This window comes from Paenibacillus sp. sgz302114 (assembly GCF_056120345.1).
In genome coordinates this window covers 91,400-118,228 of record NZ_JBVYOI010000013.1, presented here as the reverse complement: position 1 = coordinate 118,228, position 26,829 = coordinate 91,400, and the positions used below count along the sequence as shown (strand labels likewise).

Annotated in this window: 23 protein-coding genes; 15 read left to right on the top strand and 8 right to left on the bottom strand. The window is 38.8% G+C overall.

The window, feature by feature from the left end; translation table 11 throughout:
• Positions 1-249 precede the first annotated feature (249 nt).
• The 4 genes from AC0LWF_RS23540 (at position 250) to AC0LWF_RS23525 (ending at position 2,853) form a co-directional block, all read left to right on the top strand.
• On the top strand, positions 250-942 hold the full coding sequence (locus AC0LWF_RS23540; RefSeq protein ID WP_474653978.1) for a DUF2711 family protein: 693 nt from the start codon (positions 250-252) through the stop codon (positions 940-942).
• A gap of 152 nt (positions 943-1,094) precedes the next feature.
• Positions 1,095-1,241: a hypothetical protein gene (locus AC0LWF_RS23535; protein WP_474653977.1), complete on the top strand. Its 147-nt coding sequence runs from the start codon at positions 1,095-1,097 to the stop codon at positions 1,239-1,241.
• Positions 1,242-1,538: 297 nt separating this feature from the next.
• Positions 1,539-2,354: a hypothetical protein gene (locus AC0LWF_RS23530; RefSeq protein ID WP_474653976.1), complete on the top strand. Its 816-nt coding sequence runs from the start codon at positions 1,539-1,541 to the stop codon at positions 2,352-2,354.
• 160 nt (positions 2,355-2,514) lie between these two features.
• Positions 2,515-2,853: a Mu transposase C-terminal domain-containing protein gene (locus AC0LWF_RS23525; protein ID WP_474653975.1), complete on the top strand. Its 339-nt coding sequence runs from the start codon at positions 2,515-2,517 to the stop codon at positions 2,851-2,853.
• Here AC0LWF_RS23525 and AC0LWF_RS23520 read toward each other — a convergent pair.
• Positions 2,850-3,239, bottom strand: coding sequence for a helix-turn-helix domain-containing protein (locus AC0LWF_RS23520; protein ID WP_474653974.1), 390 nt, complete (start codon positions 3,237-3,239; stop codon positions 2,850-2,852). The genes AC0LWF_RS23525 and AC0LWF_RS23520 overlap by 4 nt on opposite strands.
• 509 nt (positions 3,240-3,748) lie before the next feature.
• On the opposite strand from AC0LWF_RS23520, the gene AC0LWF_RS23515 reads away from it, so the two are divergent.
• The 10 genes from AC0LWF_RS23515 to AC0LWF_RS23470 all read left to right on the top strand — a co-directional run bounded on the left by AC0LWF_RS23515 (position 3,749) and on the right by AC0LWF_RS23470 (position 18,966).
• On the top strand, positions 3,749-4,525 hold the full coding sequence (locus AC0LWF_RS23515; protein ID WP_474653973.1) for a hypothetical protein: 777 nt from the start codon (positions 3,749-3,751) through the stop codon (positions 4,523-4,525).
• Positions 4,522-6,600, top strand: coding sequence for a hypothetical protein (locus AC0LWF_RS23510; RefSeq protein ID WP_474653972.1), 2,079 nt, complete (start codon positions 4,522-4,524; stop codon positions 6,598-6,600). Before AC0LWF_RS23515 ends, AC0LWF_RS23510 begins: the two co-directional genes overlap by 4 nt.
• Positions 6,597-7,532, top strand: a complete 936-nt coding sequence (locus AC0LWF_RS23505; RefSeq protein ID WP_474653971.1) for a TniB family NTP-binding protein — start codon at positions 6,597-6,599, stop codon at positions 7,530-7,532. Before AC0LWF_RS23510 ends, AC0LWF_RS23505 begins: the two co-directional genes overlap by 4 nt.
• Positions 7,533-7,587: 55 nt before the next feature.
• The gene (locus AC0LWF_RS23500; RefSeq protein ID WP_474653970.1) at positions 7,588-9,390 is read left to right on the top strand and encodes a TniQ family protein; all 1,803 of its coding nucleotides are present in this window, start codon (positions 7,588-7,590) and stop codon (positions 9,388-9,390) included.
• 16 nt (positions 9,391-9,406) lie between these two features.
• Positions 9,407-10,906 (top strand): TniQ family protein, encoded by a 1,500-nt coding sequence (locus tag AC0LWF_RS23495; RefSeq protein ID WP_474653969.1) that lies wholly within the window; start codon positions 9,407-9,409, stop codon positions 10,904-10,906.
• A gap of 382 nt (positions 10,907-11,288) precedes the next feature.
• On the top strand, positions 11,289-12,101 hold the full coding sequence (locus tag AC0LWF_RS23490) for a hypothetical protein (RefSeq protein WP_474653968.1): 813 nt from the start codon (positions 11,289-11,291) through the stop codon (positions 12,099-12,101).
• Between the two features lie 164 nt (positions 12,102-12,265).
• Entirely contained in the window at positions 12,266-14,818 is a 2,553-nt protein-coding gene (locus tag AC0LWF_RS23485) for a hypothetical protein (RefSeq protein ID WP_474653967.1), read from the top strand.
• On the top strand, positions 14,815-15,738 hold the full coding sequence (locus tag AC0LWF_RS23480) for a hypothetical protein (RefSeq protein WP_474653966.1): 924 nt from the start codon (positions 14,815-14,817) through the stop codon (positions 15,736-15,738). The genes AC0LWF_RS23485 and AC0LWF_RS23480 overlap by 4 nt, the downstream gene beginning before the upstream one ends.
• A 58-nt stretch (positions 15,739-15,796) precedes the next feature.
• Complete coding sequence (locus tag AC0LWF_RS23475) at positions 15,797-18,046, top strand: protein kinase domain-containing protein (protein WP_474653965.1); 2,250 nt, start codon at positions 15,797-15,799, stop codon at positions 18,044-18,046.
• Positions 18,047-18,693: 647 nt separating this feature from the next.
• Entirely contained in the window at positions 18,694-18,966 is a 273-nt protein-coding gene (locus AC0LWF_RS23470) for an enolase C-terminal domain-like protein (protein WP_474653964.1), read from the top strand.
• A gap of 148 nt (positions 18,967-19,114) precedes the next feature.
• Here the strand turns inward: AC0LWF_RS23470 and AC0LWF_RS23465 are convergent, their stop codons facing one another.
• The 5 genes from AC0LWF_RS23465 to AC0LWF_RS23445 form a co-directional block, all read right to left on the bottom strand.
• Positions 19,115-20,221, bottom strand: a complete 1,107-nt coding sequence (locus AC0LWF_RS23465) for a Ger(x)C family spore germination protein (protein WP_474653963.1) — start codon at positions 20,219-20,221, stop codon at positions 19,115-19,117.
• Positions 20,218-21,327, bottom strand: coding sequence for a GerAB/ArcD/ProY family transporter (locus AC0LWF_RS23460; protein ID WP_474653962.1), 1,110 nt, complete (start codon positions 21,325-21,327; stop codon positions 20,218-20,220). The genes AC0LWF_RS23465 and AC0LWF_RS23460 overlap by 4 nt, the downstream gene beginning before the upstream one ends.
• On the bottom strand, positions 21,324-22,655 hold the full coding sequence (locus AC0LWF_RS23455; protein WP_474653961.1) for a spore germination protein: 1,332 nt from the start codon (positions 22,653-22,655) through the stop codon (positions 21,324-21,326). Before AC0LWF_RS23455 ends, AC0LWF_RS23460 begins: the two co-directional genes overlap by 4 nt.
• Before the next feature lie 130 nt (positions 22,656-22,785).
• On the bottom strand, positions 22,786-22,923 hold the full coding sequence (locus AC0LWF_RS23450; protein WP_474653960.1) for a hypothetical protein: 138 nt from the start codon (positions 22,921-22,923) through the stop codon (positions 22,786-22,788).
• A complete protein-coding gene (locus AC0LWF_RS23445; RefSeq protein WP_474653959.1) occupies positions 22,923-23,066 on the bottom strand; it encodes a hypothetical protein in 144 nt (47 codons plus the stop codon). The genes AC0LWF_RS23450 and AC0LWF_RS23445 overlap by 1 nt, the downstream gene beginning before the upstream one ends.
• A gap of 657 nt (positions 23,067-23,723) precedes the next feature.
• Between AC0LWF_RS23445 and AC0LWF_RS23440 the strand changes: the two genes are divergently transcribed.
• Positions 23,724-23,978 carry an IDEAL domain-containing protein gene (locus AC0LWF_RS23440; RefSeq protein WP_474653958.1) on the top strand — a complete coding sequence of 85 codons (255 nt, stop codon included), beginning with the start codon at positions 23,724-23,726 and terminating at the stop codon, positions 23,976-23,978.
• A gap of 100 nt (positions 23,979-24,078) precedes the next feature.
• On the opposite strand, the gene AC0LWF_RS23435 is transcribed toward AC0LWF_RS23440, so the two are convergent.
• Positions 24,079-24,966, bottom strand: coding sequence for a LysR family transcriptional regulator (locus AC0LWF_RS23435; protein WP_474653957.1), 888 nt, complete (start codon positions 24,964-24,966; stop codon positions 24,079-24,081).
• 157 nt (positions 24,967-25,123) lie between these two features.
• A complete protein-coding gene (locus AC0LWF_RS23430) occupies positions 25,124-26,380 on the bottom strand; it encodes a helix-turn-helix domain-containing protein (RefSeq protein ID WP_474653956.1) in 1,257 nt (418 codons plus the stop codon).
• Positions 26,381-26,829 lie beyond the last annotated feature (449 nt).

The window sequence follows — 26,829 nt, the reverse complement described above, 5'->3', positions numbered from 1 at the left end:
TGTTCCCGCATACCCAGTTACTGGGCTAACGGCATCCGCCCATAGCTTTCTCCACCTCCATATCTATTTCAAGGTGATGAAATCCTGCGAATGAGTGAGCATATGTGAGATAAACCCTTAAAACTGAGGGACGGGCACTATCGCTCAATACAACACGACGGCAGCTGGCCTAGTGATCAACGTGGCAGAATAGTTGAATGGATATAATTAAAACCAAGGGCTTATCTTTGTATTCCTGGGGGCAGATTGATGGATTATATATGGTTTAATTACGAAACACCGATCTTACGTCAGTTGCCTCATCCGTTTACAGAAGCAGCCATACTACTGAATCCGTTTATTCAAATGCCAGAGGGATGGACTGCAAAGAAGAGGAAGAGCGAATATGAGCATATATATCCTGAATTAGCGGAGTCCCTGAAACTTAGCATTCCGAAGTCTTGGAGCCAAGTCATGGCTGATACAGGGATTAAATCTTATGCAGAACTTGCTATTGCTTTGAAGACTTCAATCTCAGCATTAAAGAAGGAATTTGCTCGCCCTGATTTAGCGGATATACTAAATAGGGACCTGCCCAGTGACCTTTATTACCCTCGTGAAGATAACATTTCGGAATTTTTCATATCAGATATTCTTGATATTTTGGGATCTAATAGCGCAAATAATTTATTGTACTCGGATCCGATTTTTGATCGAAACGGTGAATTGCAAATCAAAAATTTAACTGAGATAGCCGTAAGTGAGTTAGCTCCTAGTGAGATTGTCCTAACGAATGAAAAAATGGATTACGCATTTTTAAGCGTATTTGATTCGTTTATTACCTTGTTTCTCTCCAAAGAACAGAAAATTGAAGAAATCATCAACCAAAAGAAGTGGGAAGCTTTAATTTGTGGACCAGAAACTTATATTAGTTGGTACTATGGCAAAATTGATTTGGGCTAAAATGATTAAGCTAACGTGCACGTATATCGCTCAATCAACACGACGGCACTGGCTTTATGATTCACCGTAATAACTAACTTTTACATAACCTTTACGGTATTGGAAACGATAAAGATTGACCTTCCATCTTTTGGAGAAAGGACTGAATTCGTATGGACAATAATCAAAAATCAAATTCCAAACAAACTGTTGATCAAGGTAAGAATAGAAACGCTCAGGAGATGAATGAATCAGGAATCGACTATATCTGGGGCAGCGATCAAGACGAACTAGTCAAGGAACAGAAGCAGGAGGAGTAACCTTAATTAACAGAGGGGCTGACTTAAAAGCGATGGAACCATCCATCGCTTTTTTTGCTTTTAAACACCTCCTGCGTTAACGGGCACGAGAGTTGAACATAATCTCCATCACGAGGCTGCCGTGGAATCAAACGGTGGCCTCGTTCCACTAAAAGGGCAGATTTACGCAATTTTGCAAATCTTAGTTGTGTTTTTCGGTTCAAAGTAATAAAGTTAATAACTCTTCCACCATTAACACAATGATTGCTGTATACATTTCAGTTAAATGGTAATTCCTTTGTATGAGGAGTTGATTAAATGAGCAATCTGATGTATTTCCTTACAAGTGGTAAATTCAAAAGGTTACAGACTTTGGACAAGCATCTGGAAATATTAAGAGCAAGTATTCGGCATTATCAAGAGTTAGTTGGTAGTCAAAGGATTGAGTGGGCGGAACAATCTGTTGTCGGGAAGTTCATGTATTTTCGAAAGTATGATTACGATGGGCTTGGTTTAAAAGAGTTTCTGAATGAGTGTGGCCTTTTGCCAGTGGTATCAACGGTAAAGTGGCAAGGATTTTCTCTTGAGGAGCAACGTTACCTGGAACCAGATATGGGATCTGTGAGAGAGGTGTTGAAGTTCACTCCAAATTCTGAATATACCATTCAGAAGGAAGTGGTAGAGGATTTTAAACTTCAGGTAAGTGATCGAGAAATAAATGATTTAGTTTGGCAATGGAAAGAGAAAATGGTTGAATATAAATCCTTGTCAAAGCTTTGGAGTTGGATTTGTTTAAACTCACCGAATATAATATCGAATTGTGAGATGTATAAGCAATTTGGGACTGTTCAAATAAAACGCTCGGATCCAGATTTAGACGCCCTTAAGGTGTTCAATAGATTAGGAAGAGAAGCATTGATGAAGCATGGTAGGGTGCAAGATGAATTAGTTATTAACTATGGCTTACAAGGGTATTACTCACTAAAAGAAGTAAGAAAGTATCGAAGGCTAATTGACATTCAGTCTAGATATTATTTGATGGAATCTTATGAAGAGAAGCGCATCCGTGAGATGTTGGAAAATAAATTAAGAAGGTATTCTATGACTTCGCAGCTAGGAAATTCCCAAACATGAAACAAAGAAAAGGCATTCTCCACGGTAACTTAGGCTTGTGCTTTGGGGCTGGTAATTAACTATAAAATAAAATATCCGTATAAGTATATAAATATATTTATACGGATATAACTGGTGATAGAAGTCCTTAAACTTTTAGTTGAAAAGAGGAATATTAAAGATGAATAGTCTAGGGATTGCTGATGTAACCCCAGGAGGAGTTTTGTTTAGATCATTAGTTTACTCTTGTCCAGAAGCGGTAACCGAACAATGGTTTGAGGAGGCCATGAAGTCTGGGGGATGGAAGGTGATGACGATTTATAATAACAACAACTTGACCCAGATTCGATGCTTTGATGCTTCAAAAAACAGATGGTTGCTGTGCACAATTGTACTTAAAAACACATTATCAGATGACAAGCTTAATAAATACTTTGCCAGTATTCAGAAGCTGATTGAAGCTCGCCGTCAAAATAAATTAGAGAAGCAAATGATGAAAACTCAAGAAGGTGTAATTTAAGATTCATTCCTATTTAAAGATAATCGTTTTTTGCTTTTTCGAGAAGTGGCAATTTTAAATATTTCAAGACACATTTCCCTATCATCAGTTGAAATGAGGAGGTCATTCAAATAAACATCTGTTGAGGATAACAGCATGTTTTCAAGATCAATTCTGTCTGGGACCGGGGATTGCTCTGACTTGCGAATGTCACTAATACCAAGGAGATAATCTGTTGAAACATCAAAAATAGTTGCAAGTTGTACAGTGCTTTTTAAATCGGGGGCATTGGTAGCTCGTTCCCAATTTGAAACTACTTGCCCAGAAATGTTTAATATTTCAGCGAGTTCTTGCTGATTCCAACCTTTTTCTTTTCTTAAACTTCTGATTCTTGTACCAAATTTCATTCATCACCACAACCTTTCAAGGTAGCCAGTAGATTAATAATTCGGCGCTATCCTGCAGCCTCTTAGGAAGACTAGGTGTTCATCATACCATACAACATGCTTGTTGGAGAGTTCTCCATACATGTTTGGGAGGGATCTACATATGTGTTGTAGCTATCTCCATGTATGTTGTAGCTATCTCCATCTCTCTTGGAGTATACCAGAATTGTTATTGCATATTCACTAATCAAATAACTAATAATCTAATTAATATACTAGTTAATATGCTAGTTAATATGCTAGTTAATATGTCTCCACAATGATTAAAGAATAACATTATTATAAAATAATTAATGATTGACATTGATACGAAGTGTTGCTATTCTATGTCTGAAATCAGACAGGAAATAAGGGGAAGTCGAATGCGGGGTGTGATTCAAGAAGAGAATCGGTGTTTTTGGATTATTATAGATACAAAATGTATCTTTATTTATCTAATAAAGTCAACTGATAGATTAGGAGGAATGAAGATGACTTCAAGTTTAGATTTAACTTGGGATAATCATGATTGGCTGCAAGAGGATTTAGATTATTCTCCGAAACGTAGAATAGATAACAAGGCTAGCTGGGAGAAACCGCATATTATCGGGAGTTTTAAAAGTAGAAAAATGAAGCGAGATGTTGAATACCATTCCTTGAATGAATGTTTATTTTACTATTTCATGGAGTTAGATCCAGAGGTCATACGCTATTATGTTCAGCCTGTTGAGGTTCCGATACCAATTGAAGTGACGAGAGCAGCGAAGAAGTTTTGGCTTCACGTGCCTGATGTTCTAGTATATAGAAATGGTTATGAACCATTGTTATACCAGATTAAAGAAGCGCCAGGGGACTTAGGCAAAAAATTTGAGACATGTAATAAATTTTGTGAACTCTTGGCTGAGCATAAAAAGTGGAAATATGATGTTATTCACCCCAAAGAACTGCCGCAGATCGTCCTGCGGAATATAGAGAAGCTTCAAGGCAGTCTTAGGGTAAGGCCAGAGTTTGACCTTATTAGGAAAGATGTATTGTTTAAACTAAATCTATGTGGCTCTACATCAATAGAAGAGTTATCAGGGAGTTTCTATCCTTCTCATTCACCAGCCGATATCAAGCCTTTTCTATTCCATCTAATAGCAATCGGGGAAGTTGAAACGGATTTGTTTAAGTTGATTTCAAGACATAGTGTTATACGGAGAAAAAGGCGTGAAGAGAAAGGAAGCTTAAGCTTACTGTATCAATCAGCGTTTGGTGATCAAGAATGAAAATTAACCTAAAACTAAATGAAGTGATTGATTTCATGGGGAGAAAAAATAAAATTGTTTCAATTAATGGGAGACATGTCGTCCTTCAGAGGGTTGAAGGGGATTCTGAAACTTACAGATATAGTCTGGAGAAGCTCATTTCTGATCCAAGCTTTAAAGGTGGGACAATGATAGCACGCACGGAAGAGAAGAAATATGAGTCATTACTTGAGAAATTAGAGGAACCTGAGAGGGTGGAAGTATCTAGGAAGTATGAGCTAATACGACCAGTTCTTCTGCTGAGTAGAATCAAGCAAAATGACACTAAAGCCTTACTTGAGTTTTCTGAGAAATATGCAAAGTTTTACGTGTACAAAAATGAGAATATACTAAAGCTTTCACAAGAAGAATTGATTGATAGAGTAGTAAAGAAAGGCAAAAGAGACGGGCGAAAAGTAGGTAAGTCGACACTTAAGCGATATTTAAAGGCTTACCGAGACGGAGAAAAGCAAGGTATACCCGTTGCCATCGAGTGCTTTGTTAAAGCTGCTGATAGTGACTACATAAAGCGCAAAGATACAACTGCAATTGAAATTTGCAGCCCGAGAAATCCAGATGTAGTGGTTGATGTCATTTATACCAAGTACCCTGAAGAGTATCATCCAATTATTAAAGAAACAATTGAGAATGACTTTTTGAATATTAGACGACATAAGCCAAGTGCCATTTTCCGAATTATTGAAGCGAAATGCACGAAGAGTGGATTAAAAGAAATTCCGGAAATCACAATTCGCTCTATGATTGATCAGTTAAGCGATAGAACCAAGGCAATATATAGAGATGGAAAGAAAGGTATGGAAGCATTTAGTACCATAGAACGTGGATATTCAGAAACAGCTGCGCAGTATCCTCTTCATATTGTACAAATTGACCACACGGAACTCGACATTATCGTTATTAATGAGAAGACCAAACTTCCGATAGGAAGACCTGTTATTACATTAGGAATTGATGTATTTACAAGAATGATATGGTGTATGCATTTATCTTTTGAGGCACCGTCAGCGAATAAGGTCAGGAAGGCTATTGAACAAGGAATATTTCCCAAGGAGGCTAAGATTCGTTACGGCACGACGAACGATTGGGCCATCTTCGGGATCCCCTCCATTATTTACTTAGATAATGGTTCAGACTTTACAAGTAATGCTGTGAAGAGAATGATTAATGAAACTCTGGAATCCGAAGTTCGCTATCGGCCAAGAAGAACTCCACATTATGGAGGGGTTATAGAGCGGCTAATGGGGTCCATTAATACCAAATTAATTCACAATCTTCCCGGATCTACTGGTTCAAATATTAAAGATAAAGGTGAGAGGGACCCAGCGCAAGAAGCGAAGCTCACTCTGGTTGAACTGGAGAAAATTATTGCAAAATACTTCGTTGATGTTTACCACTATGAACCCCACAAAGGACTGCCCAAAGATTGCAATGTTCCACTTCTCAAGTATGAGGATGGAGTAGAAGAGCAAGGAAATCCACCAATGATTGCCCCACATCTAAAGGAATATTACCACATCGAGCTTTTACCTACCGAAGAGAAGCCATACAGCAGAGATGGAATCACAAAGGATCATATACATTATAAGGCCGATCACTTGGACTACCTTATTAACAATCGTGAGACTAAGTACAAAGTGAAATACGATGACGATGATCTTACGCATATTTTTATTCAGTTGCCTGAATCTAAAGAGTATGTAGAAGTATTAGCTTCATATCCATCGTCAGAAGAAATTAAAGGCTTAAATCGATATACATGGAACAAAGTGAAAGAAATTTTGAAGGATGCAGGTAAACAGAAACGCCTAAACAGATTGGATCCTGAGCAAATAAAAAGAGCGAGAGCTGAATTGCAGGATATGATAGCTGCTTCATTCAAAACAAAAATGACAACAAGAAAGATGGTTGAACGGATAGGAGCTAAGGTGGACATAACTATTAATGGTACAATCCCTAAATCTATGGATAGTGATAATCTTGAGGATTTGCTCTTAGGAGCACAAGCCATATTTTCAGAAAGAGAGGGACTAGCATGAGTAGTGAGGATCTGTCGGTGGATTCTTTTGCATCTAGAGTAGCAAATCTAAGCGTTAATTATGAAAAGATGCAGCAGATATGGAATGTGTTAGATTCGATACGTACACAGAACAAGTTCAAACAGGGTACTTCAAAATATGGGCAACGTCATTTGTCCGTCATTGGTCCATCCGGTGTTGGTAAGTCACAAGGGTTGTTGAAATATAGGGATAATAATCCAGGATACACAGAGGTCAGCCAAGATGGTTCTAAGGAAATTGACATTATACCTGTTCTATATCTAGAACTTCCCGATCCCTTTACAATAAAGGAATTATACGAGCAAATCTCCTATGCATTAGGTTTCCCAGAACTGCCGCGAAGAATATCAATTGGTGAAGCTCAGAGACAAGCTTTTCATTTGTTGAAAGAGCAGAAGGTGGAGGTCCTAATTTTAGATGAGTTGGATTATATTTTAACCTCTAATGTCCCGAATAAAGCTGCTATGAATGCAATAAAGAAAATTGCGAATAAGGCTAATATTACCCTTGTATTAGCAGGAACTCCTGAAGCAGAATCACTTCTTAAAATTAATTTTCAGAATTATCGAAGATATCCAAAGTTATACATCAATAGGTTTGAAAAATGTAATGAAGAATGGTTTCAAGTCATGGATGAGATGGAAAAGTTCCTTAAACCCGAGAAGGTAATTGGACTTGGTGATCCTTCAACTAAATTACCTCAAATTTTACATTCTATGAGCTCCGGGTTACTGGGGGTAGTAACCCCAATAATTCAAGAAGTGTATAGTATTCTGGGGTTGTTTAATGGGGAAGGTAAGGATTTTACTTTTAAGGCGGAGACAATAGAAGTACTAAAACAAGCCTATAAAAATATTAATGGTGATTTACCAAAGAAAGAGTTTGAGAGAATGTTAGCAAAAGGCTATTAACTCAGACCTACCGGGGAATAATAGTAATACTATTATTCCCCGGTAGGTGGTTATTTTGACAGTTGCTATTCATATCGATGTTCTACCATCAAGAACAAAACTAATTAAAGGTGAGTCGTTGTTTAGCTTCCTATTAAGGACGGCAGAGAGTAATGGAATCTCGGTTGATTTGTTAATGAATGTGTTCCGAAGTAATAGCAAGTATTTGCTTCATTTTGGGGATTTTCATAGAGCAGATTGGTATCCAGAGAGTGTATTTGATATCGAGAAACTGATTAGTTATACCGGCATTAGTAGATATCATATTGGAGTAAGCAGTTTCACGAACATGCTGCGAATTTATAAACAAATTACAAAAGGTGAACAAGCCCGATTCGCGAAGGAAATGCTTCGAGACATCCTCTACTATTGTCCACAATGTTTAAAGGAGAAGCAGGGTTTTGCATTGATATGGAAAGTTGAAGGGGGCAATCATTGTCATAAGCATCAGTCAAAACTTCTAAATACATGCGGTCATTGCTATGAATCCATTAGATACAATCAAATTCAGAAGATGGATATTTGTCCACATTGTAATCTGAATTTATCAGATGTAATTCCAATATATGAGGGTTCAGATTCTCGAGAACAACTCCTAATTAATAACGTGAATCAGCTTATCCACTCTGGTGAGCCAATGTTTGATGCGCAAGATCTTGCTCAGAAGTTCTTATATCTTCTCAATAGTTCACAGTCGATTTATCAGGCGGAAACTGTTGAAAAAGCTTTGGAAGGATGTACTTTAATTCATCTATTACAATGCGGACGTGGGACAATTAAAGGTAAGAAAGCATTAAGTCTACGTTTTGTTTTAGATATGCTCTATAAGTTCAATTTGAATGTGTTTGATCTTCAGCAGCTAATCATGCCGGAAGCATTTATAAGTTCACTGATGAAAAATAATTCGGTTTCATGGACTCAAAACTCCTCATGTTTCGCTCCATGGTGCAAATCATTTGGGAAAAAAGGTAGTCTCTTACCTACTGCTTCTAAGCACGCCAAGAAAAAAGGACAAGTATTAACTTATTATGTTGTATGTAGTGAATGTTGCTGCGAGTACGCTTTTGACAGAGAAAGGAGTTTGGTTGAGAGAACAAACTTTATCTCAGCGTACGAAACAATTATGAAGCATGATATTCGCAACATGACTTGGCCAGAAAAAGAGAAATGCTTCTCAATAAAGAAAGAGCCTATTCGGAGAGCTATCGCTTATTTTACTGTACGTCAAATCGTTAAAGATGGCTTGCCTTGTTGGAACTGTAAAGTTGAAAAAGAGCTATTATTAAAATTCTCTGAGGCAATTAATAATGGAAACGATTTAGCGGAAATACGTTTTTGGCCTATTTGGAGTGTATATGAGCAGTATCTTCTACATCGATATCATCCAGAAATAATGAGAACACTATTGCAGTTTCGGACAGAGAAAGTAAGGACTGAGGCAAATACACTGGATGTTGAATTGGAAAATAGGATTAAGATTGTATGTGAGAATATGATTGAACAGGGAGTGTTGATTAATCTGCCAAGAGTAGCTGCAGCGGTAGATCTCTCCGTCGTTACGCTTTATAAACGGAGTGGTGTTCTGTGCGTGAAGGAGTATCAAAACATACAGCAGAGAAAGAAGAGGGAGCAGCTGCTGCAGGAGCTGAAGGCGAAGGCATTGGAGTATATTAATAATAGTTCTGACCATGTGTACTCGCAGAAATTATATAAGGCTATGGAGATACGATATGGTTACCTGAAGAAAATTGCTCCAGAACTTGTGGAATGGATTGAGGAGATAAGACTAGAACGAAATCACTGTCTATATGAAAAATAGTCTAAGGGGAACTACGATGATGCTTGAAAAATATCAGATCAGACCCAAGATTGAGGAAGGAGAGGGACTCACAAGTTATTTATTTCGAGTAGCTGATGAGAACGGGACAAAAATCACAACAATTATAAAAAAGGTAAAAATTAGAAAATATTTTCAAACTCCCATTAGAAGATACGCTCATCTAGACATTTTCCCCTATAAGCAAGTAGATGTGCCATATCTAAGTCAGCTCCTTGGCATGGAAGAACATGAAATGTTAAAGCATACCTATTATCCAATCATAGAAAAATTTACTGATAATCCACTTGAGAATATGGATAACTCATCCATGAGTTTAAGTTTATTACTGGAAACTGATACACGTAAATTCTGTACGAAGTGTATTTCTGAGAAGAAAGGCTTCCAGCTAATTTGGCAGGTAAAGGACATTGAGATATGTGATGTACATAAAATTAAGCTGCAAAATTACTGTTCACATTGTCATAAACTACAGCACTATATGAGGTATAAACTAAATCAACCAATATGTGACCACTGTTCAAATCTACTTTATAAAGTTAATGCATATGTCGAAGGTGAGGAATTAAATGAGGATGTAGTTGATTATCAAGAAAAACTCTATGCAATTTGGACTCAGTTAATGTCTCGTACGAAGATCCCTTCAGTTTTTAACTTGGAACTAAAAAAGTCCATTGCACTGAGGCTGCTATACATTGGCCAGATCTATGGTGAATTTTCCGAAAAAGAGTTTTGCATAAACAAAATTAGCTTTCTCAAGAAACATGAAATTTTACATTTAAGGAAATTGGTAAGAGGAGAGCAACCTGTTAAGAAAATATCAATAATTGGGCTTCTAGTTAGGTTCTTACTGGAAAGCAAAATGAGTTTAACATCGATTGCAGATCTACCTGTGAAAAATGAGTACTTAGAATCGCTCCTTGATAATAAGCCATTAGTAAAAATTGGGCCCTGTCTTACTCCGTGGTGTTCTGCAAGAGGCACAAAAGACGAAATGATCAGATTTAAGTATAAGAAGAGAGGTGTCTCAACACATAGCCATCATTCTTTATGTAGGACGTGTTTTATTACATATGGTTACGATAAAAAGACTATAAAATGGTGTGAGATAGGAAATAAGACAACCTTAATAACTGAGATTATCATGCCAAATATTCAGAGGGGCTCTTCTCGAACTAAAATAGCCGCTACCAATCAAGGAATATCAATAGTGAAAATTGATGAATTAATAGGATATTTATATGCTCAAGGGGTTATCCCTTATGATTATAATTTTCATACCAGCATAGCAGGACCTGACGATTTAGTAACTCAATTTGAAGAGTTATGGAAAAAAGTTGGTGGTTACAAAAAGCAAATGGCCCTTCAATCTAAAAAGCAATTTGGATGGACTCGCATTCAATTTTACTATTACTACTATTCTACTGATGTGCAGCTCTATTTATTTATCAAAAGAAAGAAGGCGCATAAAGGAACCACGAGTGCATGTACATCTTAGTAACAGGATAACTGAACTAATTTAGATATGTGATAAAAAGAGAATCGAAGCTTTACATTGAAGGAAATGTAAGAAGTTTTTGGTATTCCAATTGGAATCATTAATTCCTATAAGCTAACTAAGTCAACAAGATTCGAGGAATGCAAAGAATGAATACTTTTCTTTCGATAGTTTAAGACCAAAGAACCTAGGGATTTATTATGATGAGATAATTGCCAATATCAGTGCGAATCGAGTTTCGGTTGTACATGGAAATTTCAGGTTAAATGTAGCGGATATATATTCTGATGAAACAAAGTAGTGATATTGAACTATTCTATATCCTCCGTTTGAATTTTGTACTAAAATTATTTAGTTATTAAATTCATTTGGAGGTAGAATTATGGGTGTAATGAAAATCCTGAAAAAGTTTCACGACAGAAACCTCGATACTGTAGTAGTGCTTGCAGTATTGGTAGTACCTTTGTTAATACTACTATTTTATTTTTATCCACATTATCTTCCTTCTAGTAACAAATCAATTGCACTCATTGGCAACCTGAGGCAAGTAGGTGATTTTTTTGGTGGGACAGTAACTCCGTTAATAACAATCGCCAGTTTCTTTATAATTTACAAGGCCTATCGTTCTCAAGTTGAAGAACTTCAATTAACAAGAAGTACCTTTGAGATTCAGAATTTTGAGGTTACATTTTTTAATCTTGTGAATAATCTGAATGAAATTAGAAGTACTTTATCACTACCAGATGAAAACCAGCCTTTTGATTATCCAAGGGGTAATTTCTCAACAAGAACAAGAGAACGTAATGTTATAAAAAAAGGAAAAGAAGTATTTCAGATAATTGGAGATAGGTTCCTAACTGAAGAGTATAAAATGAACGCTTTTATGGACTTGGATGGTTTAGATCAATATTATAGTGCTTTACAAACAATACTACAGTACATCCTTGAAAAAGGGGGGGCTAAAGAGAAGAAAGAGTTTTATTATTCAATATTAACAACCTATATGAGTAATGATGAAAAAAGATTCTTATTTCTTAAGTTAGTTAAAACACATACTTCTGATAATGATGCAGTTAGGCTGTTAAATTTTGAATTCTTCTCACACGAAGCCCATTCCTATAAATATACTGACCAGAAAGATCTTTATACAAACTATAAAGAAATGAGAAAGATTTATTTGGATTTATTATTATAAGTTAATTCATTCCCATATAGAAATTAAGCAGCCACATTTGGCTGCTTTTTTGTTGGACTAATTGGTTTTCAACTTCTTCAGCCTATATTGAAGCAGTTACTTAATGCAGGGACTTTGGAAAAGTTTGTCGAATTAGTGGAAATAGATTTTTATGGAGGCGTCATATGCAGAAACGATGGTTTCTTGTACTTTCACAATGGAAAATATATTGGACAATTCGAAGCCTTACTAAACGTCTAATCTTCAAAATTGAGGCATTACGGTTTAAGTTTCTTAACGAGGTTCATGAGGAGAGAGATAGTACCAATACGTTGATGAGTCTATTTAAACTTTCTATATCTCAGCTACTTCTTGCATTAACTGTAGCTATCGCCTTACAGTTTTTAGATGAGTCAATGCTACCTCTATATGTAAAGCTACATGTTAAGATTCCTGAAGATGGATTGTATGGTACATTGTTCAGTGCTGTTAGTGCCATTGGTGGTGTTTTTATTGGTTTATATTATGCTGGGATAAGTGCAGTTGGGAATACCATATACTCAAAAGTTCCAAATGAGATCAGGAACCTCTTGGCGAAAGAGAAAATTGGATATGTTTATATGCGTTTTTTAGTATTTACTACTTTTATAAGTTTTTGTTTTATTACCTTAAGGGTGTTAGGGTACCCCAAAATTCATTTGGCAGTTCCAATTATTTGCGTTCTTACGGGTGTGGGTATTATAGGTTTTATAAAACTTGGTCAACGTACTTTTTATCTATTTGATCCTTCTAGTCTCGCGATAACTGTACTTTACGAAACAAATAATACCATTAAGAGAGTCTGTGCAGGTGGTTATCAATGGTCTGATAAATCATTCCAAGAGCATGCAGCCAGACAAGTGAAATTTAACTTGGAGTTGCTTCAGACTTTAGCAGCAATTACTTCAAAGGAACAACATTTATCTGGAAAACCATATATACAACTTATTCAAAAGCTTATTATTTTTATTACTGGCTATGAAAAAAGGAAAAAAAGTATCCCAACAAAAAGTGCTTGGTATTTGCGCAAATATAAACATAAACAATGGTATAGAAGTGCGGACCATGAAGTGACAATTGCCCTAAATACGAGTACAACTTTACAACCATTAACTGAGGTTGACAGATATTGGATTGAAAAAAAAGTGGTTCAACTAGTTGGGAATTGTATAAGAGAAACGATACTAAATGCTCAAACTGATGGTGAAATGAGTTTATTTAGTTATATTAATAATTACATCAATACGATTTCCCATGAAGGAGATTTTACTCGTAGCATAGTTCAGATTGAAAATGTAATGAGGATTATCCATCAAGAGATACCCAAGTTAGAAGTGGGAGCTGCAGAAGAAGAGGCAATTGATAACATTGCAATAATAGATACTGTAGTTTACATGCTTATCGATTCATTTTTGAAATACATAACTTATTTGGATGAACATTTCACAATGAATATTGAGAGAAGAGTTTCCAAAATTAAGTGGACTAGTAAAGTTGGGATCTATAATCAAGGTTTTCCCTCATTTATTATGGAAAGGCTTGAATGGTTACAAGCGAGTCTAGAGTATGAGTGTGAAATCGAAGGGAGAAGTATTAGTCCAGTCTGGTATGTTTCGGAATTAATTCGGCAGGTTTATGCAGAGAAGTTTAAGGAGGATATAGAAACTTTATTTGTGAAATGCTCGAATCTGTTTGAGAGTTGGATTCAACATACAGATTCATTAAATCAAATTCAATTAAGCTCTACAATTCTTAGTCGTGAATGGGAGTTTTGGAATAAAGTCGATTATCATCTTGTACATATTGAGGCAAGATGGGCGGAAATTAATCTTCATAAGAAGATAGATGGTCTGCATTGGCCTAGTATTAACATTGAAGATTTAAAACATAGAAAGGAGAAACGAAAGGAAGCAGCAGTAAAGCAGATGGCTTACCTAGCTAATTATCATAATTTTTATTCTCGATCTGATGAAATTCCAGATTTCGGTGGACAATTCCTTAATATTTGTGGTCAAGAGCTCCTAAATTATTTGTATAATTCTAAACTTGAAGAGTTTAAAGCAGTTTATGGAGAATATTTCTTCGGTTGTCTTTCTGCATTCGAGAAATTAAAGCTAAACACCGGTCAGAGTGTTTCGAGAGTCACACAAATGAAAATAGCATTTGCGCCCCTACTCGATTTATTAGAAATAAGCGGTTACATAAAGATTGTTGGTGAGTATCATCTAGACCCTTCTTGGTGGAAAGAAGTTATAAAAACCTGGGATGAATACTTAAAGAATCACGATCTCAATCACACAATAGATTTAATAGAAACAGCAATTAATATAAGTGAAATGCAATTTGAAATAGCCCACCGCAGCACCTTGCGATTATCGTGGCAGCGAGTCATCGCATCATTAGTAGATAAATTAGAAAGTAAAGAGATCTTTTTCGATAATAGAATTACAGCTGTGACACTAGTTAATCATTCAAGTCCATTGATCCGTTTAATAAGCAAAGATGATGTTCTTAGGTTTAGTGGATTTAGAGATGGTATTGGAATTTTTATTTACTACTATTTTATTAAGTATAAGGGTACTCCAAAATCACGACTAGAAAGTATTAATAGGAATTTTGAAGAAATAGATAGAATGCTTGTTAGGGAAGTTGAGTTTTATCGGGAAAACACTCAATCACAAAAGGATGAGCAGCCTTGAGCAATAATAAAGTTATTCGTAAAACTTTAAAAAAATTTCAGAGTCTTTATTTAAACCGTGAAAATGGCCTCCAACTTCATTTGTTCAAAGAAGATCTTCAATTAGGTATATTGCCCCTTGGTGGTAAAAGTAGTTATCATCCTGAATTTAATGTTCATTTTGAAGGAGAACAAAAAAATTATTCCAAAATAAAAATCATGCTTAATTCTTTAGGAAGATACAGTCAGTATGATTTTACAAGAACTGTATGTGAAGCAGTAGAAACTGTTGCAAACCATTTGGTTGCAGAGGGAGTAAGTTATTTTGAGTTACTGTTAGACAATAATGAGGAGAATCAATATTATCTTGAATCAGTAACATCTCAACGTTTATTTAGGATATCCTCGTTTTATATTCAAGTGGTTCCATTTGCCGATCGGATTTACCACGAAAAAAAAATAAATGTGATACATAAGCGTCACATCTGGAAGGTCGATTTTCCGCCAGCTTTGGATAGTAAGTTTAGGTACAAAAAAATGTTAAAGGGTCTAGAGAGATACAGTACCCCAGTACCAGATTTCTGGAATCAAGATATGCATTCATTCTCCAATAAATCATCATTTGATTTTACTTTATATCGTATGAATTCCGACATCCACATTCAAAAAATAACTCGAAGGTATGGTTGGGATATGCGCTCACAAAATAATAAGACAGAATTTTTTCAAGTTTATCAAAGATTAAAAATAGGCGCGGCCAAAGCAATTCTTAGAGAGCATATTCTTGATAAGTTAAACTCACTATTTGTGCAATTAGGATATGACTCTAAAATAATTGTCTCAGGTATTCCTACATCTGAGGAGATATTAGAAGTTCATCATCTGTTGCTGTCAGGTACGATTGATTTCAAAACTGCCCTTAAATCTGTAACATTATTATAAATTTTAAATAATAAATTAAGAGTAATTTCTAAGAGTTATCAACAGAGAGGTAGTTAAAATGATAAAACATATTAAAGAGATGATTGGAAAGAAAATAGCAAATTATACTATCGTTGGTCATTTAGGTTCAGGGGGAAATGCTGATGTATTTAAAGTTGTCGATTTAAAAGGTAATGTTTTTGCCATGAAGCTACTTGTGGTTACTACTAAGTATTTTGATAAGAAGTATGCTCGATTTAAAGACGAAGTTCATGTAGTTAGGGAGAACCAGGACATATTAAAAGGTATTATTCCAATATTGGATACATATCTTCCTGACAACCCAAACAAACTTGATAGACCGTGGTATGTAATGCCGATAGCTACACCTTTGTATAATTGCACCGAAAAGCTTAGTAATGTAAATAACATTATTTCATGTGTTTCTGAGCTCAGTGAAATTTTGTCTGAGCTTCATGATAGAGATATTGTGCATAGAGATATTAAACCAAGTAACATATATTTTTATATGGATTCTTGGGCATTCGGTGATTTTGGACTTGTTGATTATCCTGAGAAGAATGACCTTACGGAAAAAGGAGAATCAGTTGGACCGAAAAACACAATAGCACCTGAGATGAAGAGAGATGCTGTTAACTCTGATGGGAAGCCTGCGGACGTGTATTCATTATCTAAAACATTATGGATATTATTGACCGGAGTTAAGGATGGTTTTGATGGTCAATACTCGCATAAGATTGAGATGTTCGATTTAGATAAAAGGATAAATTCTAATGAGAATGGAAATAGGTGGTTTACTGTTACCTTGCATAAGCTTCTTGAAAAGGGCACATCTAATAATCCTAAGGAAAGACCTAATGCTGATGAGTTTAATGATACACTTCTTAAGTGGTTTAAGATTATTAGTGCTTATAATGAACGTAATGTTCTTGAATGGGAATTTTATCTCAGAGAGATTATTCCCTATACGTTACCCGAGACTATCTCGTGGACTAATGTTGATGATATTTACCATATCTTAAATTTGATATGTCACTCTAATTTGAATCACATGTTTTACCCAAGTGGTGGAGGTATGGATTTAAGGGCGTGCTCAATTTCAAACGAAGAAGGCTTTATTGAATTAGATGTAGGTTGGACAGTTAAACTAAAGCCTAAACGGTTAACCCTTAACACTTTTAAAGCTTCGTTTGAATGGAATTATTTCTATATAGAGACTGAAGAAATTGATATACCTGATGGAGTAGAAACTGAACCTGAATTATTTAATGTACAAATGATAGAAACGGATTCTGGAAACTATGTCAGATATAGTGAGGAGAGCGGCGCACAGGGTAGACTTATTGAACTACAAATTAAGGGAGGATTTGTTATATTTGCTAAAGGCTCTAAATATAACAGAGTATCTTCAACGTACGACGCTCGGCATAACAAAATGGGTCCGGAAATATTCAGAAAATTTATTGAGGGTGTAATTGATCAGTTAACGTTTGATGAAAAACATCCAGAAATAGCAAGGGAAAGGAAGGCGAATGAAAGACAGAGACGTGAGAGGGAGGAAGAGCTACGTCGACAAGAATATTTAGAAAAAGATAGACAATTTCAAAAGCTTTGGGATGAAAAAATTCAAGAAATTGTAGCTCCCAGTTTGTATAATATTGCAGACTCAAAACAAAAGCTTGAATTTTTTATTACATTACATTTGAGCAATAATGAAAAATATTATTACTTAGCTAAAGACTTGAAAATGGTACATTATGCTACTGGTTGGTTAGAGGAAATGGAAATAAAGCCTGATTACAATAAAGTTCTTTTATTTTCTGATTTTGAAAAAGTAGAGACTACAATAATTGAATTGGAAAAGCAGATTGAAGAATTAAAAAATAACTCTCTTGAGACACTGATTATATATAATTTCGATGTTACGTTAGTAAGAATTAAAAAACCAAGTCTGTTACTAACTAGGGATTCATTGAAATCCGCTATGATCGATCTAACATCGGGTGTTTTTTTAGGGATTGACGCCGAAGGTAAGATACATACTCTTCGGAAAGAAGAGTATTCATCCATAAAGTTGAAACAATTTCCCGTTATTAACATACAAAGTTATTTGGAGAAAATTGATTTGGATTCTAAGAAATTCGAATCGCTGTTCTTAAGTTTATTATCAGCCTGGTTCGAACATCTTAATTCTAAAACTGCTCAAAGAATTACAGATTTAGACTTAGAACTCCATGAGGAAATAGATTTTAATGAGCTTGCATTACTTACGAACATTGAGGAAGTGGTTAGAAAGTATCGTGAATAAAGATTTGTCGATAGTGGCATCTTGGGGCAACATTGTATACCAGACTTAGCTCAAGCATATCTCCAAGTATTCTCATATATCTGGCAATACTCCCATACTTGAGAACCCCCGATCGCAAAGCTGCTACTACCTGGCGTTACATGCCAAATCATCTAAACCAAGATCCAAAATTATATTAGTTAACCGGTTTGTCTGATGAATTAGTATCGAAAACGACGGAAAATATCGGATTAGATTATAGTTATGGGGAGAGCTATGATATAGAAATAGCCTTTATAAGTTCAATTTTATCTCATTTGACCTTATAACCCACAATTATATTATTATTTTGGCATAGCTAAGTCGGTCCTGATATTTAAGAAAACCTTGATATATGGATTATTTTTAGATGAATATAGAATATCCCTAGAGAACTCTCATCGGAGAGTTTTTTATTTCTAATAATGCGTATTTTTCAGGAGTAAGAGATGGAACAGGTGCATAATCGACGCGATTGATATATAGGATAATGTTTTTATGATAGGGTCTTGTGCATCTTCTGCAGCAGGCTAGCGGGCGGCCGAAATTCAAGAACGGCAGATCCTACTAGCGGCTCTGCCGTCTTATTATATCTACAGTTAATAGATATCAACACGAATGGCGGCTGGTTGAATTCGTCGAAGGAACGACTGCTGAAGGATGTAACGGAGATCGTAGAATCGGGCTTTACCGGGGTCAAAATCAAGGTAGGCAAGGCAGACCCGCGTGAAGATTACGACCGGTGCAAAGCAGTAAGGAAGGCGATCGGTGACGATGTGATCTTCATGTTTGATGTGAATCAGCAGTGGAACATCGGCGATCATGCTGGAGTATATCCCATGGATCCGTCATATCTTCGAGGAGCCGGCTACTGTGAAGGAAGGGCACTATGTGCTGCCTGAACTGCCGGGTGCGTCGACTACGATACTTCCAAGGTTCTTTGAGGAATATCGAGTGCGATAATCCATATTGCAATAAAAGGAGCTCCAGTAGGAGCTCCTTTTATATTATTTCTTTATTTGCTTGCCCAAATTACACTGAGTCCACTGCCTACTCCATGATCCCGCTCTTATCGATGCTGACTTTGATGCGGGGTTCGATATCGATCTCGGGATAGACGTTGTCCCACGAGATGGATTTCCAATAGCGGTTATGATGCGCTTTGATGTGAAGTCCGATGCCCAGGGCATCGCAATTCGCTTGCTGAAGTTGCTGGATGACTTCCTTCGCCCTTTCATTCAACAGCTTTTCCAATTCCGATGCAACCTTCTTCAGCATCTCCTCATCCGTGTGAACCATTTTGGGGATTTCAACCAGATTGCAAGTGAAATCGGCGCTGATGACAGCCTTGGCCGTACCCTTATCGGTCGTGACGGTTATGTCCCGCTTATTTCGGGACATAAACAGGGAAACATTGGCGTTAAGCGTATCGCTATATTCCGTGACGGTGAAGTACTCGGGATTGAATTTGGACAGCATGACGAAATTCGCGGATGCTTTGTCGTCCAACTCTCCGGTCATTCGCTTCCCGTGCATGAGCGCGAGTCCCTCTAGTTTTACCCGGTCTTTTCCCAGCGGATTAATGATCGGGAGCGCGGCGTCGGTACCGCGATTGATGAACAAAGAAGAAATGATGTATGGCGAAACTTTCGGAATCAAGCCGTTCTCTTCGCTGCTCTGAAGCAGCTCGTAGAGGTAATCGCTGACCATTAAGCGATCCGCGACTTTCATCTTCAAGATTAGCCCTGAGGAATCGTTTACGATAGCCATCTTGACATTGATCGGGCTGCGGGCTTCCCGGTAGTACGATTCCAGCGCAGGATAGAAGCCTTTCCTTGCGAATCGCTTATTGATTAGAATGATGCGAGCTTTGCCGAAGTCCAACTCCTGCGAAACCGTCTTCTTCATTTCCAGGTAGGCTTCATTGACGGTTCTGCCATCCGCAGAAATGCTTGGCGAGACGATGGAGGACTTGGATTGCTCGGCGGACTTAATGGTTGGAATGGTTATCGTGAAGCGAATGTTGCCGTTATCGAGCAAGTCAAAGGCTTCGGCTTGTTCGATTCGGATTTCCTTCAATTCACGGCTGTCCCAACAGCCGGTTAACCAAGGTAAGAGGAGGATCAACAGGAAGCTTCTTCTTGCCTGCGGCTTCATGCTCGAGCCCCTTTCTTGCCTGATAGCCATTTGTGCAGATAAACCATCATGAGCATCATCAAAGTAATCCCGATCGCCGCTGCCGGCACGTAAAGAGCGATGACGTCCTGCAGTTTCGTTAACTGCGAGACGGTCAGCTTCCAAGCTCCAACCCCAATTAAGACAAGGGCAATCACAAGCAGTGCCGGAAGTCGAACTCCTTTCCGGGCATTGGCCAGCGCAGTCACCGCGGACATGAACAGCAGCAGATAGGTGGATAAGGAAGTCATGATAAACAGAATCCAAATGGTCTGCACCATAAGATCCGTTCGCTCCATGATCTTGAAAGAGACGGTTTTGAACTGAAACAAAAGCGGTTCGCGGATGAAGCCGATCATCTCGGTACTGAAGATGACCGTCGTCGAGAACGCGCAGAGCATATAGACGATGGTGATCGCGATATTGGCGAGAATGGCAATGCGCAGGACGGATTTGGATGGCATCTGAATATGCGGGGACAGCACCATCAGAATGCCGATACCGGCATAGGACATCATCCCACTCCAAGCCCCGAGGCTGATTTTTGATAGGCCCATTGAAAAAACCGGCAATATGAAATCTAGATTTGCATCCTTGAGCGTGTAGCAGATTAGCGCGATGAACAGTGGGACGAACGCCATGGTGAATACGGCGAAGCGGGCGAAAACACGGACCGGATTCGAAACGAGAAAGGCGCATCCGCCGACGAGCAGCAGTGACAGTATCCAAGCGGGCGTATTCTCGTACGCCCAAAGATTGGAGATGAAGACCCAATTCGCAAGGGTTTCATAGCTTACGATTATGGAATATGCGGCAATGGCCAAATTGATTAATCCACCTAACCAGGGGCCAAGCCGCCGCCGCAGCATCTGGAATACGGTCATGCTCTTCTCCTGCTCGCTAAGCTTCCAAATAACAAGCAATAGAACCAAATTAAATAAACCGCAGAATAGGCAGGCAATCCAACCGTCCTGTCCGGCATCAGCATCGACCGCATGCGGAAGGGATAGGACACCTAGGCCGAACTGGGCTTGGAACAGCAAGCAGAATAGTTGAATGGGACCGATCGGGAGAGTCGCAGGTTTCATCGTTGGATGCTCCTAACCGGCAGACAGTAAGGAACGCCGAAAGGTTCCAAGGCAAGGGCATGGATCAGGATGCCGATAAACGCGAACGCGATACCATAAAAGCCTAGGACCGTTGCTCCGAAAATAAGGACAAACTGCGCAATCGTCGTGGCCGATCGGAGCTCCATAGACGGAATGGTAAATTTACTGATGGTCGTCAGCGCGATAACCACGATTAGAATATTGGACACGAACCCGATTTGAACGAGCGACTCGCTGATAATGATACCGCCGACGATACCCGTCATTTGGGCGAGCGCTGAGGGCAAACGCAGCGTGGCTTCGGCAATGAGCTGGAATATGAAAATCATCAGCATCGTTTCAAAGATCGGAGGGTAGGGAACGCTCTCAAGGGAACTTTTGATACTAAACGCCATTTTGAACGGCAGGACTTCATAATTAAAGCCGACAATCGAGATGTAAAGGCCGGGCAGAACGAGGCCGAACAGCAATCCCACAACCCTGACTATTCGCATGAGCAGTGATGACCACGTGCCTTGGATAAGGTCGTCCACCGTCAGCATGAAGGTATAGATAGAAACAGGGATAATAAGGCAGGAACTGCTCTGATCGCAAAGCACGCCGATCCTTCCGCGAGCCAACAGGGCTGAAGCGAAATCGACCCTTTCCGTACTGAAGATTTGCGGAAAGATGGAGAATTTGTTCTCTCGCAACAGCTTGCCAAGAAGACCAGGATGCAAGTCGTGCGTGGTCGACAAAGCGGAAAGGCGTTTAGCGGCTTCATCGACCATGCTTCTGTCGGCGGTTCCATCGAGCCATACCAAAGCAACCCGCCGATTCGCCTTCTTACCAAGCATAAAATAACGCACGCTTAGCTCTCCGGTGGACAGATGCTTGCGAATCAAATTCAAATTGCTCTGCAGATGCTCCACGAAACCATCCCGATTGCCGGCCAAGGAGCGTTCATTCTCAGGCTCTACGGGAGAGCGCCTGTATTGCTTGCTGACATCAAAGCTGTAGCAGCGATTCGCTTCTGCCTCGCAGATCAGGGCACGGCCTTGAATGAGATCGTCGACAGCCTTTTGAATGGAGGAACAACGATCTACTTTGGCTGAGGTAAGCATTTCTTCCAGACGCGGAGAGACATCTCCGTCCATCTTTTCGCGCTGCAGCTGCTTGAACAGGCTGAGTTCTATTTTGGCGGCCTCGCACATCGTATCCAAATAGATAAGCACGGCTTTGGTTTCGCCTATATTCAACTCGCGCACGACTAGATCATCGGTATGAAAAAGAGCCTCTTGAATCGAATCGATTGTAATGGTTGCCAATGGTCGCCACTCCTTCACGATGTTAAAATGCCCAATTATGGGAAATGCATGTGTGAAGAATGGATATCGTATTCACAAAACAAAAGAGGCGCTCATAGGCGCCTCTTTTCAGTAAAATATGAATTCAAGATTAGGCAGCTGTTCCAAAACTGTTTCCATCATTTTCATCGTCTTTTGGAATTGTGACTAAGTAGGCAGGAACCAGCAGCCCGACAAGTACAATAGCAAGCATACCGAAGAAGAAAAGGTAAATGGCCATCGTATCCATTATTGAACACCTCCATTCAAAGTTTGGCCGGTTGGATACGTCTCTTCAATGGATTCCATGTCTAGCGCACACTTCACAAGAACACCTAATACAACGATTGCTGTTACGTTAAATCCCATAATCATGAACAAAACATCCATCATTACCACTCCTTCTTATTGTATAAAAGTCATATAAATTTCAAATTTTAATTAACTATAATCGGTCCGATCTTAATGACTGCTAGCGGGCTTGCATTTTGCACACTTTTTCAAACATTGTTTTTTTGGCGCTTCGGATTTGTGTTCTTGGTCAACATAATTGGCTGATTTCCCATGAACTAACAGCATGCTTGCAGTTCTCTCTTGCTCTGATCAATTTCAACAACACACTTGTTCACTCCTTGTGTTCAAGTTATGAGTTGATTATAAATTGCCTGAGAGAACCTGTATTGTACTACAGAAATCTTGTTGTGAAAAAGTAAGAAAAACAATCGAAGAAAAATATGGCTCTGAATGAAAAAGGGGCAAGCTCCTTAAGGAGCCTGCCCCAGAACCTATGGCGGGACCTAAATTCATCGTTTAGGGTGAGCGAAAGAAACAATAACCAGCTTGATCTTGCCGAATTTGCGAATGAGCATTGGGGCGAGCGGCGCGCAGCATCGGCAGAATCCCAATCTTTATAATAGATTTTAATCTATAAAATATAACGGTTTATATATTATACATGATTTCGCTTCATCCCTATAATTAGATTCAAGTCGGGTGATAAGAATGTATATCAGCTGTTTTATTCAATTGAATGCTGGGGATGTATGCAGAGTGACTTCCGCCAATAACCAAATTTATAATGGGGAAATGGCTGTCTTTAAAGGTGTGGAGTATTATTTTCAGATGCCAGCCTTTGTATTTGAAAATACGAATTCGAACAAAATTATCGTTTCAAGTGAAGAAGGTTTCGAAGTGTTACCCTACAAAAGTAGTTTGCTGTACTTGATTGACTTGGCGTTAGATTTAAAGGATGAGAAATGGTTTGAGGAATTAGTTCATAAATTACAATATGAATCACAATATTAGTAGCACTTAAACAAAAGATGAGACGCAGAGATGAATCCCTGCGCCTCATTTTTCTATCTGATCTCGTTCATAACAGCTCGGCTCATGCGGTTTTTTCGTCTTACAAGCTCAGCTTGGAGAAATACTCGATAATAAACTCGCGAAACCTCTGGGCAGCAGCAGACATGTAATGTCTGTTCGACCATGCCAGTCTGAGGCGTACTTGAGCATCCCAATCGGAAATTCGGATACGATTATTACCGAGATCCATCCTCGTTCTCCAAGCCAGATCAGGCGAGAAAGCAACCCCGTGCCCCTGCTTCAGCAATAGCAGTACGGCATCGACTTCATCCACTTCTATCTTTGTTCTCGGTGTAAAGCCGGCATCACGAAGACAGATGCGATCGGTCATTTCACGGAACCAGAATATCGGCCGCAAACTAATAAAGGACTCATCTTTCAGTTCATTCAGCGATACAGATTCTCGGCCAGCCAGAGGATGCTTATCCGGTACAAGCAGATTAATGTCTTCGGTACGCAATTCCTGACATTCGATGTGCTCGCCAGCGACCTCTGCGAATGTGAGGCACATGTCGAGCTCGCCTCGTTCAAGCATCTGCTGCATGACTGCAATCGGCTCGACTACTTGGTGAAACTCCACATCCGGATGCTTGGCTAAAAATTCGCCCAGTATTTCCGGTAATAGGTTAGTCAGAGAAACGGCAAGCGTTATAACGCCGCGGTCAAGGCCAGCCATGTCGCGAATTTCCCGCTCGGCTTCCTCTAGCTCAATGAAGATGTTCTCTACCCTTTTCAAAAAAGCGTGTCCATATGCATTCAGACGAATATTACGGCCATTCCGATCGAAGAGTGGAACGCCGATTTGCTCTTCCAGTCGGGCAATCGTTTTACTAAGCGAAGGCTGAGCGATGCTTAACTGCTCGGCAGCTTTCGTCATTTGTTCAAGCTTCGCGGTGGCTAAAAAATATCGCAGCTGAAGTAACTCCACGTGATGATGCCCCCTATATATGAAATCGTTAAATCAATTATGTGTTATACATGTATTATTAACAAATAAAAGGAATGTGTTTCATAGCAGCAATCAAATAAAGAGGCAAGCAAACGGATGTGATCCTAATTGCTTGCCTTTGTTCATTGTTGGAGTACTATTTGGCTAGCAGAGCCGGAGTCTGACTCGACTTATTGATGAATAAGCTGGCCGTCTCCAGCGCCAACGCGGTCTGATTGGTAGCTACGTAGTAATTAAACAGCTCTTTCTCGTATCTATGCACAAAGAAGGCGTCCCCTTGCTTCTTCAGAATAGGCAGGGCGGTGCTTTGCAAATAGCTATAGTAATCCGTTTCGTTTTTTTTAAGTAAGAAGAAGAGCAGGTTAAATCTGGCTATAAGGAGGTCGTCATTCAATTCCTGAGAATGGTTCAATCCGTCAACCGCCAGCTTCAATAAGTCTTCATTGGCGAGCAGTTTGCCTTCCATAGATGATCGGACATATCCTTCGAGTGAAAAAAGCTGATTCGCTGACTTCGCTTCCGACATTTCCATGGCTTGCTGATAGCATTGGATTGCCCGCTCATAAGCTTTGTTTTCATGATACAGAAAACCTAGATTATTAAGGGCATGCATCTTTATGCTCGGTACGTTGCAGATATCGCATGACTTAATAATATTTTCAAATCGATTAATAATATCTTGGTAATTACGGTTGTCATCATACACGATTTGAAGGAGCATGAGCATTTCCGTATCCATGCTTTTTAGAAAGTTATGCGTATCTTTGAAGAACCGGAGCGCTTTCTCGCTGTAGTAATATGCCATCATGCGAGACTCAATCCAGTGATAGGAGAGCGCAAGGTAGTAGTAATATTCCGGATTGTTGTATTCCTCATCAATGATTAGGCTAAAAGCTTCAATAGCCTTGAGATATTGCTTGTTGTAGTAGGAGTACAGCCCTGTTATATGCCGAAGCAGGTTCTTTTCATAAGGCGGTAGCTGCGGTTCCAATCGTTCCATATCACGGATGATCTGATTGGCCTTGTTGAGCTTCCGGTGAACGAGGTAATATCTGCCCTGCAGCAGTTTGTAACGTATTTTGTAGTCGGAAATTTGAATTAACGCTTCATTTTCCAATTCTACCTTCAGCTTCTCCATATCCTCATGGAGCATCAAAATCATCGCGTCGTGCCAAGCATGCAGCCGTGTATTGATCGTTGTCAGATGATAAAGCTCCTGTTCGATATGAATGCCAAGCCGATCGGCTAGCATCGATATTACATCAGAAGATATGTCTGTCGAACCTCGTTCAAACTTACTGACATGCGTATCGGAGCAGATGCCTCTGCCGAGCTGATCTTGGGTCATGCCCGCTTTTTCGCGATAAAATCTGATGATTTTTCCTACATGCATCTATAGTCCCTCCATTATTTGATCGTAAAAAGAAGATTTCCCCCAAGTGAAAACATGTAAAGTGATTTCATAAGTTCGGAACTACCGTATTTTAGCATATAAAAGTTCAGTTTCTAACGGCTTGACCGCGAATATTCCCCCGATTTAACCGCGGATGGTTGCTCCATTACTATTAGTAAAAAGCTGGATATTCATACTAATTGTAAAGAGAATGGGGAGAAGCGGGATGATATTTCGAACAGACTTAAGCGAGTCGTGACGTATGAAGAACAACGTTGAACCGAATGCGGTCGCGGATGGAGCGGTTTCTGTCGAGGATTTATTAGTTTTTCTTATTGGAAAAATAATGAACAGAAAGCTGCATTCCTATTGGATGCGCTTATTTTTATGTGCCCAATTCCCCCCATTTACGCCTAGTAGTCTAGCGAGTACTCTAGTAGAATAGAGAT

Excerpts from the sequence above, each read along its gene's own strand:
- AC0LWF_RS23540 (WP_474653978.1), top strand. The coding sequence starts at position 250 with ATGGATTATATATGGTTTAATTACGAAACACCGATCTTACGTCAGTTG.
- AC0LWF_RS23535 (WP_474653977.1), top strand. The coding sequence starts at position 1,095 with ATGGACAATAATCAAAAATCAAATTCCAAACAAACTGTTGATCAAGGT.
- AC0LWF_RS23530 (WP_474653976.1), top strand. The coding sequence starts at position 1,539 with ATGAGCAATCTGATGTATTTCCTTACAAGTGGTAAATTCAAAAGGTTA.
- AC0LWF_RS23525 (WP_474653975.1), top strand. The coding sequence starts at position 2,515 with ATGAATAGTCTAGGGATTGCTGATGTAACCCCAGGAGGAGTTTTGTTT.
- AC0LWF_RS23520 (WP_474653974.1), bottom strand. The coding sequence starts at position 3,239 with ATGAAATTTGGTACAAGAATCAGAAGTTTAAGAAAAGAAAAAGGTTGG.
- AC0LWF_RS23515 (WP_474653973.1), top strand. The coding sequence starts at position 3,749 with ATGACTTCAAGTTTAGATTTAACTTGGGATAATCATGATTGGCTGCAA.
- AC0LWF_RS23510 (WP_474653972.1), top strand. The coding sequence starts at position 4,522 with ATGAAAATTAACCTAAAACTAAATGAAGTGATTGATTTCATGGGGAGA.
- AC0LWF_RS23505 (WP_474653971.1), top strand. The coding sequence starts at position 6,597 with ATGAGTAGTGAGGATCTGTCGGTGGATTCTTTTGCATCTAGAGTAGCA.
- AC0LWF_RS23495 (WP_474653969.1), top strand. The coding sequence starts at position 9,407 with ATGATGCTTGAAAAATATCAGATCAGACCCAAGATTGAGGAAGGAGAG.
- AC0LWF_RS23490 (WP_474653968.1), top strand. The coding sequence starts at position 11,289 with ATGGGTGTAATGAAAATCCTGAAAAAGTTTCACGACAGAAACCTCGAT.
- AC0LWF_RS23485 (WP_474653967.1), top strand. The coding sequence starts at position 12,266 with ATGCAGAAACGATGGTTTCTTGTACTTTCACAATGGAAAATATATTGG.
- AC0LWF_RS23475 (WP_474653965.1), top strand. The coding sequence starts at position 15,797 with ATGATAAAACATATTAAAGAGATGATTGGAAAGAAAATAGCAAATTAT.
- AC0LWF_RS23465 (WP_474653963.1), bottom strand. The coding sequence starts at position 20,221 with ATGAAGCCGCAGGCAAGAAGAAGCTTCCTGTTGATCCTCCTCTTACCT.
- AC0LWF_RS23460 (WP_474653962.1), bottom strand. The coding sequence starts at position 21,327 with ATGAAACCTGCGACTCTCCCGATCGGTCCCATTCAACTATTCTGCTTG.
- AC0LWF_RS23450 (WP_474653960.1), bottom strand. The coding sequence starts at position 22,923 with ATGGATACGATGGCCATTTACCTTTTCTTCTTCGGTATGCTTGCTATT.
- AC0LWF_RS23445 (WP_474653959.1), bottom strand. The coding sequence starts at position 23,066 with ATGATGGATGTTTTGTTCATGATTATGGGATTTAACGTAACAGCAATC.
- AC0LWF_RS23430 (WP_474653956.1), bottom strand. The coding sequence starts at position 26,380 with ATGCATGTAGGAAAAATCATCAGATTTTATCGCGAAAAAGCGGGCATG.